This is a genomic window from Marinobacter aromaticivorans (genome assembly GCF_002806975.1).
GTDB classification, from domain to species: Bacteria; Pseudomonadota; Gammaproteobacteria; order Pseudomonadales; family Oleiphilaceae; genus Marinobacter; species Marinobacter aromaticivorans.
The window spans coordinates 224,819-242,959 of sequence record NZ_NIHD01000005.1 but is presented as its reverse complement, the minus strand read 5'-3'; the positions used below and the strand labels follow the sequence as shown (position 1 = coordinate 242,959).

The following is an 18,141-nucleotide window of genomic DNA, read 5'->3' as shown; positions in this document are numbered from 1 at the left end:
CTTGCGTACCAAACAGCTTACACTCGGTGACAAAACCCCAATACAAACAACCAGTCTACTGCCATTATTTAACGTCATGTAGAGGTTTTCTCCATAGTACAAAGCACAAAGATGGGCTATTGTTCATGTAAAGCGCTTATCCGCACATTCAGTCACGTAGCCACCATGGTGATTCCAGGTATGTCGCACTCCAACACCACCGGTAAAGCCCGGCTTCGGTCACCACGTTCAGCCCTTGCCTTTGCCACCGGTTTCGCCCTGATTTCTGCCCTGGCAACCCTGCAACCGGCGCTGGCTGCTGACGATGAAGGTCTGAGTTACAACGACAAGCGCCTCTGGGCAAGCCAGATGCGGGAATACGCCACGAAATCCCTTAAAAATGAAGAAGCTCTGAGCATGGCCGCTGTGCCCCTGAACGGCCCGGGGCTTGATCAGAACATCAATGGCGATGTACCCATGAGCCCGGGCTCCATCATGAAGGTGGTCACTACCTATGCCGCCCTGGAAATTCTTGGCCCCACCTTCCACTGGGATACGGATTTTCTGACCGACGGGCAAATGGTTGGTGACACCCTCAAGGGCAACCTCTATGTGCGCTTTGGTGGCGACCCGAAACTTACCTTTGAACGGATCTGGGTTACCCTGCGGGAACTCCGTGATATGGGAATTAACCGCATTGACGGCGACCTTGTTCTGGATGGCAGCTATTTCGAAATTGACGGCGGTTTTCCTGCGTTTGAAGACAACGGCGATAACCCCCATGCGCCGTTTCTGGTGGAGCCGTCTGCCTACCTGACCAACCTCAATCTCATGCACTTCCAGATTCGCGCCGATGAACGCGGCACCCAGGCCTGGAGCACACCCGCCCTGAGCGAGGTTGTTATTGACAACCGGGTAACCGCGGTGGCCGAAGGCCCTTGCCCTGCACGCCGGAATTTTGAATGGGAACCGGTAATGCAAGCGAGTGGAAAGGTTACCGTGCGGGTAACCGGAGAACTCCCACAGGGATGCCGCACCACTACTTATTTGTCACTGCTGCCGCAGGAGCAATACAGTGCTTCGTTGATCCGGTCTCTTCTTGGGGAAATGGGCATCATCGTGTCTGGTGGAAACCAGACCGGGCTGACCCCGGAAAACGCTCGCCTGGTGATGAAAACCACGTCGCCAGACCTGGTTACCATGGTGCGGGACATCAACAAGTGGAGCAGCAACGTGATGGCACGGCAGCTTTTGCTGACCATTGGCGCACAAAACCGGCTGGATAACGAAAACGATGACCGGGTTGCCGGCATACGCGTGATTTACGACTGGCTGGAGAAAAAAGGAATCGATACCGCCGGTATGGTGATCGACAACGGCGCAGGCCTGACACGCCACGGCAGAATTACCGCGCGGCAAGGCGCCAAAATCCTGCAGCATGCCTGGAACAGCCCCTACGCGTCAGACCTGATGGCCTCCATGCCGATTATTGCCATGGACGGAACCATGGCGCGACGTCTGCGCAACACCGGCATGGATGGCGAAGGCCGGATTAAAACCGGCTATCTGGAAAACGTGCGGTCTATTGCCGGTTTCACCAGAGATGAGAACAACACCACCTGGGCCGTGGTGGGGATGGTGAATAACGATCCTGCGTGGAATGGCCAGGCAGTGCTGGACCGGATTCTCTATTCGCTGCACTATCGGCCGCCTACGGGAACAGCCCTGTCAAAAGCCGGTTCAGGCAACTCAGGTACATCCATCCAGTAAACCAGAACGCCCCAATCAAGTCGGGGCGCTCTGGTTAATTTCACTTTGTTTTAACTAGGGAGCGCGACGTTCAAGCGTTAACGTCCCGCTCAGGGTGGTAACGGCATTCCCGATGCCTTGATCTGCCGGAGCAACGGCAACATTCCGATCACCTGCAGGCAACACCAGGTAACCAGTGGCAGTAGAGTAAGCAAAGTCACCAAGCGCTTCTGCGCCATCCACAAAAACATCAACATCAACGCTCTCAACAGCATGGACAATCCGTACTTCGGCGCTGTTGCTCAGGACGGCTGTTACCGCAGGATCGCTTTCCGCCCACACCAGCAGGCTCACAGGCGATGCGCCTTTCACGCTGTCGACCGCCACAACCGTCACATCAGAACCAATGGGAAGTGTGCCCGAGTCGTAGACAATATCTGTGCTGTTAGTTCCTGTAATCCGAACCTGATAACCACCAGCAGGCACCGAATCCAGAGTAGCGTTTGCACCGAAAGGTACATCTATTACAGAGTTGGCTACCGGGATTCAGTGATTCGAATCTGCACACATTCAGTTCCTGACATGTGCGTGAAAGCCATTTACGGAGAGACAATACAAACAGATTTATAGAATTTTACATTTCAGTTTACAGGTTGGTGGGTTTGATTCGGCTCAAAACGTTTCCTCCATGAGAATAGGCGGTTTCGGATGATCGCATCTGAACACCACAGAATGTCGTACACTCCTCATACACAAACGCGAAATGATAATAAGCTTGCAACCTTTTTTGATAGGCTTTTCTACCGAGTCAGGTGCAATATGGATCAACCCGGGCATTCACTCGGAGCACGCACCATGAGAGCGACTGCAGCTCTTCTTCTGATAGCAATACTGGCAACCGGATGCAGCTCTACCCGGCTGGCCTATCGCTACGCCGACTGGGGCATCGTCTGGTGGGTGGAGGATTTCGTTACCCTCACAGAATCCCAAAAACAGCAGCTGGAAGTGGATATTGAAAATCTTCGGCAATGGCACTGCAGCACGGAACTGCCGCGTTACAGAAACTGGCTGGCAAGTCTCCAGAGTGAACTGGCTTCGAGCAAGCCTGCGGAGAGCGGGATTGGCAATCTTCAAAGCGAGCTGATGACGTTCTTCCCGCCATTGCTGGAGCAGATAACGCCAAGTGCGATCAAACTGCTCTCGAGCCTCAGCGATGAACAGGTACGTGAGCTGGCCCGTAACATGGCAGACAACCACAGAAAAATGGAAGAAGAGTTCCTGTCTGGTGGCGCCGAGGCCGTCGCGCAAGCACGTGCAGAACGAACCGCAGAGCGGGCTGAGCGCTGGCTGGGGAGCCTGAACGGCACCCAGCGGCGCATTATCAACGACTGGTCAGAGAGCCGCAGCGGGCAAACAGAAATCTGGCTGGAGGGCCGCCGTAACTGGCAAATAGCATTGCTAAACGCCCTCGAGAATCGCAATGAGCCGGGTTTTGAGGAAACCGTCACCGAGCTGATCAACAACCCTCAAGCCGCCCGGGGCGAGGCCTATGCAGAAATGATGGACAAGAGCACGGCGGCCATGACATTCCTGATTCAGGATCTGTTACAGGCCAGCCAGGCCTCCCACCTTGAACACCTGGCCCGCCAGGCGGCCGAACTGCGCGGCGACTTCAAAGCCCTTAGCTGCCAACCAGGCCCGGAAGTCGCGTCTCGCACTTACGACTGATCAGATCGTAAGGTAGCCGCCATCGGCATTAATACAGGCGCCGGTGGTATAGCTGGATGCGCCGGATGCCAGATACAGTACTGTTCCCGCCATTTCGCTTGGGTCAGCCACCCGCTTCATGGGGATGTGTGCCATCGCCTGTTTCCTGATGGCTTCGTTGGTGGTCAGGGCGGAGGCGAATTTGGTATCCGTCAGCCCCGGTAACAGGGCGTTCACGCGAATATTTTGCTGGCCCAGTTCCATGGCGAAGGATTTGGTCATGGAGATAACGGCTGCTTTGGTCACCGAGTAAATCCCCTGGTAGTGGCCCGGGTTCACGCCATTTACCGACGCCACGTTAATAATGGAGCCACCGCCGTTTTTCTTCATCAGCTGCGCGCCACGGGCACACATGAAGAAGTAACCGCGAATGTTCACGTCTACAGTTTTCTGGAAGGCACCCAGGTCTGTGTTTTCAACCGGTCCGAAATACGGGTTGGCTGCGGCGTTGTTCACCAGAATATCCAGCTTGCCATGCTCTTTTTCGATATGAGCCCAGATGGCTTCGATCTGATCCATCTCGCCGATGTGGCAGGCGTATGCCTCGGCGCTGCCGCCAGCCTCACGAATGCTGCTGGCTACGGCTTCACAGCCGTCAATCTTGCGGCTGGTCACAATCACGTGAGCACCGTAATCCGCCAGGGTGCGGGCAATGCTCTCGCCGATGCCGCGGCTGGCACCGGTAATCAGGGCGGTTTTGCCGGCCAGGTCAAACAGGTCTTTCTTGCTCATTCGTTCACCTCAATTCGTTATCGGAAGGTCACCAGGGCGGGGTCTTCCGCTTCCAGGTGGCTGTAGTTATTGAAAACAGACAGGCTGCGGCGGCCAGCAGAATACAACACCCTGGTAACGCTGGTGTTGGCGATAACTTCGTTGAGCCCCAATGCCCGCTCATCGCTCAGGCCAAGTAGTTGCTGACACACAACGGCAATCGGGCCGCCGGATGTGGATACCAGCACATCACCGCCATCTGCGTAGTCGATCATTTCGTCAAAAGCTGTCAGAACCCGGGTTTTGAAATCAGCCCAGGTCTCATCGTACTCCGCGTCGTACTTACCGGAGGCCCAGCGACGTATGGCTTCAACGAAGGCTTTCTGAAACGCGGCTGCGGGTTTCGGAAAGGCCGCAAGATCCCTTGCCATAACCTGCCGGTCACTCCACTCGGGGCGGTAACGGTTAACAATATCGATGTGATCAAACTCGTTGAAGCCGGGCGCCACCTGCATATCCGGCAACCGGGCACCGTATCCTGTGGCGATGGCTTCAACGGTCTCCCGGTGGCGCTGCATATCACCACCAAAAATCGCCGCCGGTTCTGTTTTATCCATCATCCAGCGACCAAGCACCTTGCCCTGCTCCCAGCCCCTGCGGGAAAGCTGGTCGTAGTTCTCTTTACCAAAACTGGCCTGCCCGTGGCGTACCAGATGCACAATAGCCATTAAAGAGAGCTCTCCTCGATCAGCCGCTTGCACCGCTTCTCGAGATAATTGGCTGCATGGCCGAACACGGCAAAACGCTTGTCACTGGTCTGGCCATGGTAGAAGCGGTAATAGATCTGTTGCACGATCACCGCCAGGCGGAACAGCCCGTAGATCTCATAAAAATCGAAGTTATCTGCCCGAAAACCGGACTTCTCCATGTAGTACTCAACCACTTCCTTGCGGGTAAGCATGCCGGGGCGATGCGTGGGCTGGCGGCGCAGCATCTGGAACGGGCCTTCATCATCCGCCTCAATCCAGTAGGCCAGTGTGTTGCCCAGATCCATCAGCGGGTCGCCAATGGTGGCCATTTCCCAGTCCAGAACTCCGATCACTTCAAACGGGTTGTCCGGGTTCAGTACCACGTTGTCAAAACGGAAGTCGTTGTGAATAACAACCTGGGCAATATCGTTTGGCATCTTGTCATTCAGCCAGGCCATCACCGCCTCGAAATCGCCGACATCGTCAGTGCGCGCCTTGCGGAAACGGTCACTCCAGCCACCGATCTGGCGCTGCACATAACCTTCACCCTTGCCCAGGGAATCCAGGCCTGCTGCCCTGGGGTCAACGCGGTGCAGGTCCACCATCTTGTCGATGACGCTCAGGCACAGTTTGCGTGTATCGGCTTCATTCAATTCCAGATCTTCCGGGAAGTCCTGGCGCAGGATGATGCCTTTCAGCCGTTCCATCACGTAAAAATCACACCCGAGCACGTCGTGATCATCACAAATGGCAATAATATCGGGCACATAAGGATAGACTGGTTTCAGCGCCCGCATCACCCTGGCTTCACGCAGCATATCGTGGGCGGATTTTGCAATTTTGCCAAAAGGCGGGCGGCGCAGAACATAGGAGCGATCGCCGTAGTCCACCTGATAAGTCAGGTTGGAGGCGCCACCGGGATATTGGCGAATAACCGGCTCTCCGGTCAGATCGGGGATGGCACTTTTCATGAAACGGTCTACTGCCGCAACATCCAGTTCCTCACCTTCGCGAATATCTGCTGCCTGATCAATCTGGGTCATTCATCACTCTCCTTCTATTCCCGTGTGCTGGTCAGGCCTTGGCCTTACCGCCCATCTTCTTCATCCAGCGCTTGCTTTCTTCGTACATCAGCTTGTCGAAAACCACAGGCGCATAACGCTTGAGTATCCACAGGCGGCGCTCTTTCACATGGGGCAATACCCAGAAATCCTTGTTCTTCACCGAGCGCACTATGTCGTCGGCAACGTGATCTGCCGATATGCTCGAGCGCTTCATCAGCTTGTTTACATTCTGCTGAATGCCGGGAATGTCTGAACGCATGCTGCTGGCCAGATTGGTCTGGAAAAACGCCGGGCACACGCAGCTCACGTGAATGCCGTCACCCCGGAGTTCCTGCCGCAAGGTCTCGGAGAGCGCAATGACGCCCGCTTTTGATACGTTGTAGCTGTCCATCAGCGGCGCCAGCATAAGGCCTGCCATGGAAGCAATATTCACAAAGGCACCGGAACCCTGTTTCCTGAACTGCGGTGTGAATGCCTTACAGCCCCGTACCACGCCGAGTACGTTGATATCGATAATCCATTCCCAGTCCGCCATGGTGGTGTCTTCAATGGACCCGGCCGAGGCCACGCCGGCGTTATTCACCACCACGTCCACACCGCCCCATTTTTTGGTGAGATCCGAACAGACCTTTTCCAGGTCGGTCAGCCGCCGGACATCGCATTCCACAAAGTAGCCTTCACCACCGGCGTTGTTAATTTCCTGTTCAACACCAACGCCCTGCTCCGGATTAATATCTCCGATGCAGACCCTGGCGCCTTCTCTGGCATAACGCAGTGCAATGGCCCGGCCAAGGCCGCTTGCGCCGCCTGTTACGAATACTCTTTGTGTCATGGGGTTGTCCGTTGTTTGTTGTTTATAAAACGTCAGCTTTGGAGTAAGACGGAGCCGGCGGGGTGGGGCTTCCTGAAACACGCTGTGAATACGTCCTTGTACGCTTGGCTCCGCCATCCATGGCTCCGCACAGTTTCAGAAAGCCCCACCCCGCCGTCTCCTCTCAACATTGGCGCTAAACCATCAGTTTTTATATTTGCGTAATTCGAGGCGAGCAACTGTGGCGCGATGCACTTCATCAGGGCCATCTGCCAACCTGAGTACACGAGCATAAGCAAACAACTGGGTAAGCGGGAAGTCGTCATCGCTCACACCCGCACCACCGTGAATCTGAATGGCCTGATCCACAATGGTTTGCAGCATATTGGGGATCACCGCCTTAATCATGGCAACTTCCTGAATCGCGCCGGCAATGCCCTTGGTATCCAAAGCCCAGGCACATTTCAACGTTAACAGACGCGCCTGTTCGATGGACATGCGGGCGTTGGCAATGATGTCCGGGTTGCCACCGAGCTTCGCCAAAGGACGGCCGAACGCCTCACGGCTCATCGCCCGCTTAACCAGCAGTTCAAGCGTGCGCTCTGCGGCACCAATCGCACGCATACAGTGGTGTACACGGCCGGGTCCAAGGCGGCCCTGGGCAATTTCAAAACCGCGACCGGGGCCGGCAATAAAGGCACTTTTGGGTAGACGTACGTTGTCAAACAACACCTGACCGTGGCCGTATGGCTCGTCGTACTCGCCAAATACCGGGAGCATACGTTCAATCTTTACGCCTGGCGTGTCCAGAGGTACCAGAACCATGGAGTGGCGGCGGTGTTTGTGGGCGTCGGGATCAGACAGCCCCATGAAAATGGCCACCTTGCAGTCGGGGTGACCAATGCCGGTGCTCCACCATTTGCGGCCGTTGAGAACCACTTCGTCGCCCTCAACCACGGCGGTTGCTTCCATGGTGGTGGCATCGGAGGAGGCTACGGCGGGCTCGGTCATGCAGAAGGCGGAGCGGATTTCGCCACTGAGCAAACGGGGCAGCCATTCGGCCTTTTGCTCCTCGGAACCGTAGTGAATCAGCACTTCCATGTTGCCGGTGTCCGGCGCGTTGCAGTTGAAAACCTCGGGGGCGATAAAGCTGCGGCCGGTTTCTTCCGCAATCAGGGCGTAATCGGAGTTGAGCAGTCCACAGCCGTGCTTTTCATCCGGAAAAAACATGTTCCACAGCCCCTGGGCTTTGGCTTTTTCCTTCAGTTCCCTGATGATGGGGAGAACCACCCAGCGGTTTTCAAGAGACGCCAGTTCCTTGTGGTACTGAGTTTCTACCGGGAAAATTTCTTCCACCATAAACGCTTTCACACGTTTGAGATAATCCTGACCCTTCTCTGAGATACTGAAATCCATTGCCGAATCCTCGCAAAATTAGACACAACAAGCGGTACGATGAACATACGCACGATGCAGTCAGTCTAAAGCTACATCAACTATTACACGACTGAATTATTCTTATCGTTTACTATTAATAATACTTATTCAGAAAGAGCGCGCTGACAATGGCCGGAACTCGCCTCGACCTCAATCTTTTACATGTTTTTGACACCATTTACCGGGAGGGCAGCCTCACCCGCGCGGCACAGGCGTTGCACCTGACCCAGCCAGCGGTCAGCCATTCCCTCTCACGGCTGCGGGATCATTTTGACGACCCCCTGTTCAATCGCCAGGGTAACCAGATGGTGCCAACCCCGCTGGCCCGGCGCTTCCTTGAATCCATGAAGCCAGGGCTGACCCAGATACAGGGCGCAGTTAACCAGTTTCATGCGTTTGATCCCGCTACACAGCGCAAAACCTATTCGCTGGGCCTGAGGGATGTGCTGGAATCAACCTTTCTGCCCCGGCTTATGCAGCGACTGGATCCTTACCCGGAGCTGGAGATTGTCAGCAAACGCGTTCCCCGCCGGGATATGGAATCACAACTCGCGGCGGGCAAACTGGACTTTGCTGTTGATGTTCTGCTGCCGGTGAGCAGCCAGACATCCCATGAACTCCTGAGGCGGGACAGGCTTGTGGTTCTGGCGCGGGACGGCCATCCACTGGCGTCAGAAACTCTGGACATGGACGGTTATCTTGCCGCCCGCCACGTGCTGGTTTCATCACGCACTGAAGGACCGGGGATTGAGGATTTCGAACTCTCGAGACTGGGGGTTCAGCGCAGCATCCGCCTGCGTTGCCAGCATTACTACGCTGCCTGCCGGGTGGTGGAGGCAACAGACCTTCTGCTGACCATGCCGGAAACCTACGCCAGGATTATTTCGGAGCGGGCGAACATTACCATCATGAACCCGCCGGCAGATCTGCCGTCACTGAATGTGCATCTGTACTGGCACACCGCCTATGGCCAGGAGCCCGCGCTAACCTGGTTCCGTGATCAGCTCAAGGCAATTCAGTAAGCTCCTACCGCCACCAGGAAACCGAAAAAACCCAGGGCTGTAATTCCGAGTGAAGCAAGCACAATACCGAAGCCCCACCAGACAGCAGCCCCATCCGAAATCGGCACTCCGTGGCCACGCAGGGTGCGGTAAAACGCCCAGGGGCCCAGAATAAAGGCGCCCACCACAGCAAACACCAGGCCCACACTCATGCCGGCAAATGTCCAGGTTGCCAGCACAGTGGCGCGGTCGGTCACATTGTCCCTGACGCCGTGATGCTCAAGAAATTGTTTGCAAAAGAACCAGACCAGGGCAAACAGGGCGGCGACAAAAACCAGGCCGCCAATGATGGTAATAAGTCGATAGAGCAATAGTCAGGCTTCCTGTAAGTTGGAAAACTTGTCAGGCCGGGTAATACGGCTCGGGCAGGCACTCAAAACCGGGCCTTGCAAACAGATAGCCCTGGTAGAGAGTAATACCCTGGGAACGGAGCCAGAAATATTCTTCTTCTGTTTCCACTCCCTCGGCCACGATTTTTCCGCCAAGCAACTTCATCATCGTAATGATCCCTGCTACCACGGCTTGCTTGTTCGGCTCCTTATGAACATTACGAACCAGAGCCATATCCAGTTTAAGCAAATCCGGTGGGCTGGCCATCATTATATTGTAGCGGGAGTAACCTGCTCCGAAATCGTCTATTGCCGTACTGAACCCCATCTCCTGATAGGCTTCAATAATCGAGACAAGGTGGTCGACTGAGCTCAGGTCCTCACCCTCCGTCAGTTCGAAGATAATTCTGCTGGTGTCGAAGTTGTATGTTTTTGCCGCTGCCAGTGTTGTTCGAATGCAGTATTCCGCTTTATAAACAGCATTGGGCATGAAATTGATACTCAGAAGGGACTTCATGCCAAGCTTTGCCGCCAGTTTTACGGCCTTAACCCGGCAGATCTGATCAAAAGCGTAACGGTTCTTCTCGTTCACTTTGCCGAGAACGTGGATGGCGCCTTCACCTTCCGGCCCCCTTACCAGGGCTTCATAGGCGTAAACCGTTTTGTTGACCACATCCACGATAGGCTGGAATGCAAACGTCAAAGAGAAATCGAGACCTTCTCCACAAGCGCACTCTGCGCAGTGCGATTCATCAAATAGGGTTTCCGGTTTAATGGTGCAAACTCCCGAGCTACCAGTCAGACATGCCGGTTTAATTAACCAACCTGTTACCCGGGCAACTATAACTGCCAACCTCCCTCCGGTAAAACGACATTCGGTGAAAGTGTGTCAAACGCTGGCATCCGCGAGTCACCCAACTACACTGGGCTTTAGAATCCTTACGAGCCAGTCAATCAAGGGAGTCTTCTTAATGGCCCAAACTACTCGCATTGCTGTAACCCCGGGTGACGGCATTGGCCCCGAAGTCGTGGGGGAAGCCATACGCTGCCTGGAAACCCTGCGTACCAAACACAACCTGAACCTTGAGTGGGACCAGTTCCCATGGCCCTCCCACGCCTGGCATAAGGAGCATGGCGAATCCATGCCCGATGACGCTCTGGCCCAGCTCAAAGCCTACGATGCGATTCTGCTTGGCGCCCTGGGGGACCCGGGGCCGCTGGACGATCCGGACCGTTATCTTTTAACCGACAGTGTCTCACTGGCACCCTTGCTGGAAATGCGCAAGGGCTTTGACCAGTGGGTGTGCGAGCGCCCTGCCCGGCTGCTGCCCGGCGCGCGCCAGTATCTTGCGGATGAGCGGGCGAAAGATATCGACATGCTGGTAATCCGGGAAAACTCCGAAGGGGAATATGTGAGCCAGGGCGGGCGCCTGCGCAAGGGAACCGAGGATGAAGTTGCGACCCAGATGGAAGTATTTACCCGCAAGGCCACCAACCGCATTATCCGCTATGGATTCGAGCAGGCTCGCGCCCGGGCTGCAGAGCGGGTCAAGGAAAGCCGTACAAGAAGCTTCCACACTCTTGATGGCACTGCCTGTGAAAGTCAGGTATGCCTGATCACCAAACGCAATGCCCTGCGTTACTGGGGCGATATGTACTCCGAGGCGTTTGAGGAAATCAGCAAGGAATATCCGGACGTAGCCACTCACCATGAGCTGGTGGATGCGGCTTGTATGAAGTTTGTGCAAAGCCCCTGGGCGTTCGATGTAGTGGTTGCCAGCAACCTGCAGGGGGACATTCTCACAGACCTTGCTGCTGTGCTGTCCGGCGGCATGGGAGTGGCGCCCTCCTGCAACCTGAACCCCACAGATCCGGGTATGCCCTCCATGTTTGAGCCCACCCACGGCAGTGCTCCGGACATTGCCGGCCAGGGTTTGGCGGATCCCACAGCCATGCTGTTCACTACAGCTCGCATGCTTGAGTGGTTTGGCCGTAAAGACCCGGTGATGGCGGCCGCAGGTAAAGAGCTGTTCGATGCGGTGGCAGCAGACCTGGCGGAAAATGCCGGAGCCCAGCGGGGCACCCGGGAGATTGGCGAAGCTGTGTGTCAGCGGCTGTCAGCCTGAGAACCGGAATCCGCAGAGCCAGAAAAGAGTTACTGGCTCTGCCCTGCTGCTGAACGCTTACTCGTCAGCCATAACGAATTCGAGACGACCGGGCGCTACACGCACATCCATGGGAACCATTCCGAACATTCGCTGGGCCAGTCTGGTGTCATCCAGTCGATAAACCGGCATGGTTTCAAGCATCTGTGCCACAACCCGCATTACATTGTCAGTGACTGGCGCAAGATCACCCTTGAAAAAGCCGGAATCAATACTGCTTTCCAGCAATTTGATTCTTCGGATATAAACAGCCTTTTCCTTGCTGTCATAAACCGGCGCCCCCTCCACTTTAAGAGCGATATCGACCGGCAGCTTGGCCAGAAACGCGTTCAGTGCAACCTGCCCTCTAACGTCAATGACCGCTACATCGCGCCCATCCGGGCCCAGGGTAATATCCGCATCATCAAGGCGCAGGCTGATTGGGGAGCCATTCTTCAGCTGCATTCGATCATAATCCCGCACCACCTCCTGCAGATGGCTTTCCAGCTCCGCTTCGGAGATTGCATACGGCGAGATGCTGGCACAACCGCTGCTCAACAGGAGCGTCAGGCACACCAACCCCCAAAAACCATTCCGGCGCTGTCGGTTCATCATTCAGTCTCCATGAATTAAACGCCTATCGTGCTGCAGCACTGAGAGCGGAACAAGGTCGGCAGGTTAATAATTGGTCAGAACCCGGACCGCTTATTCGTTCTCGGCCCGGGCTTCGACCTGCGGAGTCAGGTTATCATCAAACACAACCCGCAACAGAATAGGCTGACAACACACCTGGCAGTCCTCAACGTACTCCTGTTCCGCCACTGAAGGGTCGACGCTGATTTCCAGCGTCTCCCAGCAGTAGGGGCACTGGATAAGCACGGAATCCAGAGCCGGCATAGGCGCACCTCAGAACTGTTGTTTAGCCATCCAGGGAATGATGCGATCAAAGGCCGCCTCAAGCTTCTCACAGGTGGTTGAGAAACTGATACGCAGGGCATTGGTGCAGCCTTCACCAAACGCATCCCCGGGAACCACGCACACGCCGGTCTCTTTGAGCATGCGCAGCGCGAGATCCGAGCCATCTACATGAGGCGGCAAATCCGGGAACGCGAAAAAAGCGCCGCCCGGCTTGTAGCCTGTCATATAGGGCGTCTGATCGATAAGTTCCACCACTTTATCCCGGCGCTCCCGGTAGATATCCACCATGTCCTTCACGCATTGCTGGTCGCCCATCAGCGCTGCAACACCCGCGAACTGGGAGGGTGTATTGGCAACCGATGTGGTAAACATATGGTAACGGCGCAGGGATTTGATCGCCGCCTGACTGGAAATAACCCAACCGACGCGCAGCCCGGCCATGCTGTAGGTTTTCGAGAAACTGCTGATGCACATGATGTTATCCAGATCCATGGAACAATTCAGGACACTGGCAAAATCATCATCATCAAAAATCAGGTGGTCGTATACCTCGTCGGCATAGACCTGTATCCCGCGGTAGGCACACTCTTCGAGAATCGTTTCCACGGTGCTGCGCGGATAGACCGCGCCTGTGGGGTTGTTCGGGTTGTTGAGTATCAAGGCAAAGGTGCGCGACCCCATGGCCCGGATCACTTCATCGGGATCAAGTTGGTGATCATTATCGGCCCGGGTCGGTACAAACTTCACTTCACCACCGTTCATGCGGATCAGAGGCGCATAAAGCAGGAAGGACGGGTCCGTTACAATAAACTGCCGCCCCGGTGCGGCCGTAGCCGAAATGGCAAGGTACATGGCCTCGGTAGCACCGCTGGTGACCAGAATATTGTCCCTGGTGAGCTTGCGGTTATAGCGCTTGCCGTAATAGTCCCTCAATGCAACCAGCAATTCCGGCAGCCCGGCATCCATGGTGTATCCGGTCTGCCCCGCATTGAGTGCATCGATATAAGCATCAATCACATGCTTGGGTGTTGGCAGATCCGGCTGGCCAATAGAAAGATGAATAACATCTTTCATGGTGGCAGCCATATTGACCATACGCCGAATGCCCGGCACAGGAACCGCCTGCATGGCAGGGTTCCAACTGGCCTTGGTTTTCCGGTACTTCACCTTCCGCGGTTTGTACTGGCCGGTGTCTCTGTTGGTGGCGTTTGCCATGGCAACCTCCTGCAAAGGAACGGGAGCAAAAAAAATATCTGCTACTGCAGGTTAGCCAGTTAAATCAGGGCATACAAGGGAGCGGGCAAAATACTGTTTGGCACCGGCGGATTCCGCGTTTGCCTGACAATTTCCCGGGAAATAGACAGAACCGGATCCGGCCAGGGTTGACCCAACGATATCTGCCTACCAGACTGTTCTGGAGGCCGCAAAATGGATAGGGCCGGCCTTGCGGTCACTCATCATGATATCTGGCCAATCAACCCGGTGGAGGTCCAATGTCTCAGCACAGCAAGCCTGTTATAACCGTTCTTACCGCACCCGGAGAGCAGGAGCCACCGGGGCTGGATTCACTCCGTGCACGCGCCGAGGTACGTTTCGCCAGTGACGAGGCAACCCTTCGCAACACCCTGCCCGGCACCGATGTAATGATGGTAACGGATTTCAGGACCGAAGCCCTCGAAGCGGCCTGGAGCTGTGCAGACAAACTGAAGTGGATACATGCGACAAGCGCAGGGGTGGATGCTTTGATGTTCCCTGCACTTACAGAAGGCGAGGTTGTGGTTACTAACGCCAGGGGCATATTTGACCGGACGATCGCCGAATACGTGCTGTGCACCATCCTGATGTTCGCCAAGGATTTCCCGGGCTCCGTCCGGCTGCAAATGAAGCATCAGTGGAAACACAGGGACACCGAAAGAGCCGAGGGCAAGCAGGTTCTGGTGGTAGGTGCTGGCTCCATAGGCCGGCAGATTGGTCGCCTGGTTGCAGCCGTTGGCATGAAGCCTCATGGCGTTGCCCGAACAGCCCGCAGGAACGACCCGGATTTCGTAGCGGTTCACAGTAATGACGATCTGTATGATCAGCTGGGCCATGCGGATTACGTGGTCATCGCTGCACCACTGACACCGCAAACAGAAGGGCTTTTTGACGAGCGGGCCTTCAAAGCCATGAAAAACACCGCGCGCCTGATAAACATTGGTCGTGGCCCCATTGTAAAAACGGGCGATTTAATGGCCGCCCTGGAAAGTGGCGAAATAGCCGGTGCCGGGCTCGACGTATTTGAGGAAGAACCGTTACCGGAGGACCACCCTCTCTGGGACATGGAAAACGTCATTATGACGGCGCACATGGCCGGCGATTTTATCGGGTGGAAGCGTGCCCTTACCGATCAGTTTCTTGAGAACTTTGACCGCTGGCACAGTGGCGAAGAGTTGTTCAACCTGGTGGATAAGAAGCTGGGGTACGCCGGGAGCAAATAACAGCGCCCCGGTATACACCGGGGCATATTCCTTAGCTGCCAGACAACGACTGATCCGAGGGATCGATCTCCATCTGCTGTATCGCAATCACTGCCTGGGTCCGGTTACGAACGCCAAGCTTGCGGAACACCGCCGTGATGTGCGCTTTGATAGTGGCCTCTGACACATCCAGATCGTAGGCTATCTGCTTGTTCAGCAGCCCTTCCGCCAGCATCCCCAGAACCCGGAACTGTTGCGGAGTCAGTGAGGCCAGTTTCTCGGAAAAGTCTGTGGTGTCTGCATGCATTCGTTCAAGCTTTTCAGCGACCCCTTCGGGCAGCCATACATCACCGGCAAGAACGTCCCCGATTGCCTCTGTGATGGTGGGCAACGGGGCCGACTTTGGAATAAAGCCAGACGCCCCATAATCAATCGAACGCCGCATTACCTGGAGCTCTTCCGAACCGGACACAACCACCACGGGCAGTCCCGGGTACTGTCCTCGCATGAACACCAACCCGGAAAAACCGTGGGCGCCCGGCATGTTGAGATCCAGCAAAACCAGATCTGCATCCGGGTGCGAATCTACCGACGCCTGCAGTGCCTTGATGCTGTCAACCTCTACGGTTTCAGCATCGGGCACTGCCTGACTGACCGCCTGTCTCAGGGCTGCCCGAAACAGCGGATGATCATCAGCGACGATAATAGTTTGTGTCATTAAACCGATTCCTCACAGGTTTGCGGCCTGCTTCCAGACCCTACTTGAACTCACGGCTGTCGATGAGATCATCCACCACACTGGGGTCGGCCAGTGTAGACGTGTCTCCCAACTGATCATGCTCGTTGGCTGCAATTTTACGCAGAATCCGACGCATAATCTTGCCTGAACGTGTTTTCGGCAGGCCCGGCGCCCACTGGATCACATCCGGCGAGGCAATTGGACCGATTTCCTTGCGCACCCACTGTACCAGCTCCTTCTTGAGCTCGTCAGAAGGTTCTATGCCCTGCATCAGGGTGACGTACACATACAGCCCCTGCCCCTTGATATCGTGCGGGAAACCGACCACCGCCGCCTCCGCCACTTTTTCATGAGCTACCAGAGCGCTCTCAACCTCAGCGGTACCCAGGCGGTGCCCGGAGACGTTGAGTACGTCATCAACGCGGCCGGTAATCCAGTAGTCGCCGTCTTCGTCACGGCGGGCACCATCCCCGGTAAAATACATGCCTTTGTAGGCGCTGAAATAAGTCTGAACGAAGCGATCGTGATCACCATAGATGGTACGCATCTGCCCTGGCCAGCTGTCCAGAATAACCAGGTTGCCGTCTGTTTTGCCTTCCAGGAGATTACCTTCGCTGTCCACCAGACCAGGCAGAACTCCAAAGAAAGGCACGGTTGCAGAACCCGGTTTCAGGTCCACCGCACCAGGCAGTGGCGAAATCAGAATGCCGCCGGTTTCAGTTTGCCACCAGGTATCCACAATCGGGCACTGGCTGTTACCGATAACACGATGGTACCACTCCCAGGCCTCCGGGTTGATCGGTTCACCTACAGAACCCAGCAGCTTCAGGCTCTTGCGGGTTGTGCCTTTCATGCAGGCCTCGCCCTCTGCCATCAGTGCGCGGATAGCGGTAGGCGCTGTATACAGAATGTTTACCTGGTGTTTATCAACAATCTGCCCCATGCGGGAGCTGTCGGGATAGCTAGGCACGCCCTCAAACAGCAAGGACACGGCACCGTTACACAGCGGCCCGTAAAGAATGTAGCTATGGCCGGTTACCCAGCCAAAGTCCGCTGTACACCAGTAAACATCACCATCGTGATAGTCAAATACATATTCATGGGTCATGGATGTGAATACCATGTACCCGCCTGTTGTGTGCAGAACGCCTTTGGGCGCGCCGGTTGAGCCGGAGGTATAAAGCATGAACAGAGGGTCTTCCGCGTTCATTGGCTCTGGCGGACAGTCTGTGGAAGCCGATGCCATCAGATCCTCATAGCGCTCATCGCGGCCGGCATTCCAGGGAACGTCCTTGTTGCCAGTGCGGCTGACAACAACAACCTTATCAACATTGGCACCGGCTTCATTCTTGAGCGCGGTGTCTACATTCTTTTTAAGCGGAATTGTCCGGCCACCGCGAAGACCTTCGTCAGCAGTGATAACGAAACGGGACTTGCCGTTGGCAATCCGGGCACCAAGCGCTTCTGGCGAAAAGCCGCCAAATACAACAGAGTGAATGGCGCCGATACGCGCGCAAGCGAGCATGGCAACCCCGGTTTCAACAATCATTGGCATGTAGATAGTAACAACATCGCCTTTTTTGACGCCCAGGCCTTTCAGAACGTTGGCGAATTTGCAGGTCTCTTCATACAGCTCACGATAGGTTACATGGCGGGATTCCGAGGGATCATCGCCCTCAAAGATAATGGCTGTCTGGTCGCCGCGGGTTTCCAGGTGGCGATCAAGACAGTTGGCGGACGCGTTTAGCTGGCCATCCTCAAACCACTTGATAGAAACATTGTTGTAGTCGAACGAGGTATTCTTCACTTTCGTGTATGGCTTGATCCATTCCAGGCGTTTGCCGTGCTCGCCCCAGAAGGCGTCCGGATCCTCAATTGACTGGCGGTACATTTCCTCATACTGTTCCCGGTTCAGCAAGGCTCGTTCGGCCACGCTCGGCTCTACCGGATAAAGGTGCTTATCAGTCATTGTGCTCCCCCTTGATCAGAGTTTGTTGTCATTGTCGATTTCGTTAATTCAGAGCAATAGGGCATACGAGCCCTTCGGACACATACCCGTAGTTCAACATGTGTGCCACTACACAATGAATTAGACTAACGTCCTAACGCCCCTGAACTTTTAGCGCATAAAAACCAATAACCTTCAGGAAATCAATGGCGATGTGCCAAGAGCACAGGTTTAACCAAAAGCATAGCTCGCTCCGGCCAGCAGGCAAAGCGTACTGCC

General features: G+C 55.4%; 18 protein-coding genes. 5 read left to right on the top strand and 13 right to left on the bottom strand.

What is annotated here, in order from left to right:
* The first annotated feature begins 180 nt into the window (after nucleotides 1-180).
* Complete coding sequence (gene dacB, locus CDH48_RS09830) at nucleotides 181-1,749, top strand: D-alanyl-D-alanine carboxypeptidase/D-alanyl-D-alanine endopeptidase (RefSeq protein WP_100688549.1); 1,569 nt, start codon at nucleotides 181-183, stop codon at nucleotides 1,747-1,749.
* Between the two features lie 54 nt (nucleotides 1,750-1,803).
* Here the strand turns inward: dacB and CDH48_RS09825 are convergent, their stop codons facing one another.
* Nucleotides 1,804-2,214: a DUF4397 domain-containing protein gene (locus CDH48_RS09825; protein ID WP_157807814.1), complete on the bottom strand. Its 411-nt coding sequence runs from the start codon at nucleotides 2,212-2,214 to the stop codon at nucleotides 1,804-1,806.
* 369 nt (nucleotides 2,215-2,583) lie between these two features.
* Between CDH48_RS09825 and CDH48_RS09820 the strand changes: the two genes are divergently transcribed.
* Nucleotides 2,584-3,456 carry a DUF6279 family lipoprotein gene (locus CDH48_RS09820; RefSeq protein ID WP_100688547.1) on the top strand — a complete coding sequence of 291 codons (873 nt, stop codon included), beginning with the start codon at nucleotides 2,584-2,586 and terminating at the stop codon, nucleotides 3,454-3,456.
* Here the strand turns inward: CDH48_RS09820 and CDH48_RS09815 are convergent, their stop codons facing one another.
* The 5 genes from CDH48_RS09815 to CDH48_RS09795 all read right to left on the bottom strand — a co-directional run bounded on the left by CDH48_RS09815 (nucleotide 3,457) and on the right by CDH48_RS09795 (nucleotide 8,246).
* A complete protein-coding gene (locus CDH48_RS09815; protein ID WP_100688546.1) occupies nucleotides 3,457-4,227 on the bottom strand; it encodes an SDR family oxidoreductase in 771 nt (256 codons plus the stop codon).
* Nucleotides 4,228-4,244: 17 nt separating this feature from the next.
* A complete protein-coding gene (locus tag CDH48_RS09810; protein ID WP_100688545.1) occupies nucleotides 4,245-4,934 on the bottom strand; it encodes a histidine phosphatase family protein in 690 nt (229 codons plus the stop codon).
* Nucleotides 4,934-5,998, bottom strand: coding sequence for a phosphotransferase family protein (locus CDH48_RS09805; RefSeq protein WP_100688544.1), 1,065 nt, complete (start codon nucleotides 5,996-5,998; stop codon nucleotides 4,934-4,936). Before CDH48_RS09805 ends, CDH48_RS09810 begins: the two co-directional genes overlap by 1 nt.
* A 31-nt stretch (nucleotides 5,999-6,029) precedes the next feature.
* Nucleotides 6,030-6,851 (bottom strand): SDR family oxidoreductase, encoded by an 822-nt coding sequence (locus CDH48_RS09800; protein WP_100688543.1) that lies wholly within the window; start codon nucleotides 6,849-6,851, stop codon nucleotides 6,030-6,032.
* A 183-nt stretch (nucleotides 6,852-7,034) separates the two neighbouring features.
* Complete coding sequence (locus CDH48_RS09795) at nucleotides 7,035-8,246, bottom strand: acyl-CoA dehydrogenase family protein (RefSeq protein WP_100688542.1); 1,212 nt, start codon at nucleotides 8,244-8,246, stop codon at nucleotides 7,035-7,037.
* Nucleotides 8,247-8,395: 149 nt separating this feature from the next.
* Here CDH48_RS09795 and CDH48_RS09790 point away from each other — a divergent pair, with 149 nt between their 5' ends.
* Nucleotides 8,396-9,289, top strand: coding sequence for a LysR family transcriptional regulator (locus CDH48_RS09790; RefSeq protein ID WP_100688541.1), 894 nt, complete (start codon nucleotides 8,396-8,398; stop codon nucleotides 9,287-9,289).
* Here the strand turns inward: CDH48_RS09790 and CDH48_RS09785 are convergent.
* Nucleotides 9,283-9,639, bottom strand: a complete 357-nt coding sequence (locus CDH48_RS09785; protein WP_100688540.1) for a hypothetical protein — start codon at nucleotides 9,637-9,639, stop codon at nucleotides 9,283-9,285. The two genes, CDH48_RS09790 and CDH48_RS09785, sit on opposite strands and share 7 nt — an antisense overlap.
* A 31-nt stretch (nucleotides 9,640-9,670) precedes the next feature.
* Nucleotides 9,671-10,432, bottom strand: a complete 762-nt coding sequence (locus CDH48_RS09780) for an EAL domain-containing protein (protein ID WP_100688608.1) — start codon at nucleotides 10,430-10,432, stop codon at nucleotides 9,671-9,673.
* A 196-nt stretch (nucleotides 10,433-10,628) separates the two neighbouring features.
* Between CDH48_RS09780 and CDH48_RS09775 the strand changes: the two genes are divergently transcribed.
* Nucleotides 10,629-11,783: an isocitrate/isopropylmalate dehydrogenase family protein gene (locus CDH48_RS09775; protein WP_100688539.1), complete on the top strand. Its 1,155-nt coding sequence runs from the start codon at nucleotides 10,629-10,631 to the stop codon at nucleotides 11,781-11,783.
* A gap of 57 nt (nucleotides 11,784-11,840) precedes the next feature.
* Here CDH48_RS09775 and CDH48_RS09770 read toward each other — a convergent pair whose 3' ends face one another.
* From CDH48_RS09770 to CDH48_RS09760, 3 genes are all read right to left on the bottom strand, one after another.
* A complete protein-coding gene (locus CDH48_RS09770; RefSeq protein ID WP_100688607.1) occupies nucleotides 11,841-12,413 on the bottom strand; it encodes a DUF1439 domain-containing protein in 573 nt (190 codons plus the stop codon).
* A gap of 93 nt (nucleotides 12,414-12,506) precedes the next feature.
* Complete coding sequence (locus CDH48_RS09765) at nucleotides 12,507-12,698, bottom strand: CPXCG motif-containing cysteine-rich protein (protein WP_100688538.1); 192 nt, start codon at nucleotides 12,696-12,698, stop codon at nucleotides 12,507-12,509.
* Between the two features lie 9 nt (nucleotides 12,699-12,707).
* Nucleotides 12,708-13,934 carry a pyridoxal phosphate-dependent aminotransferase gene (locus tag CDH48_RS09760; RefSeq protein WP_100688537.1) on the bottom strand — a complete coding sequence of 409 codons (1,227 nt, stop codon included), beginning with the start codon at nucleotides 13,932-13,934 and terminating at the stop codon, nucleotides 12,708-12,710.
* A 278-nt stretch (nucleotides 13,935-14,212) separates the two neighbouring features.
* Here CDH48_RS09760 and CDH48_RS09755 point away from each other — a divergent pair, with 278 nt between their 5' ends.
* Nucleotides 14,213-15,196 (top strand): D-2-hydroxyacid dehydrogenase, encoded by a 984-nt coding sequence (locus CDH48_RS09755; RefSeq protein ID WP_100688536.1) that lies wholly within the window; start codon nucleotides 14,213-14,215, stop codon nucleotides 15,194-15,196.
* 31 nt (nucleotides 15,197-15,227) lie between these two features.
* On the opposite strand, the gene CDH48_RS09750 is transcribed toward CDH48_RS09755, so the two are convergent.
* The gene (locus CDH48_RS09750) at nucleotides 15,228-15,893 is read right to left on the bottom strand and encodes a LuxR C-terminal-related transcriptional regulator (protein WP_100688535.1); all 666 of its coding nucleotides are present in this window, start codon (nucleotides 15,891-15,893) and stop codon (nucleotides 15,228-15,230) included.
* Between the two features lie 40 nt (nucleotides 15,894-15,933).
* Complete coding sequence (acs, locus tag CDH48_RS09745) at nucleotides 15,934-17,883, bottom strand: acetate--CoA ligase (RefSeq protein ID WP_100688534.1); 1,950 nt, start codon at nucleotides 17,881-17,883, stop codon at nucleotides 15,934-15,936.
* Nucleotides 17,884-18,141: the final 258 nt, after the last annotated feature.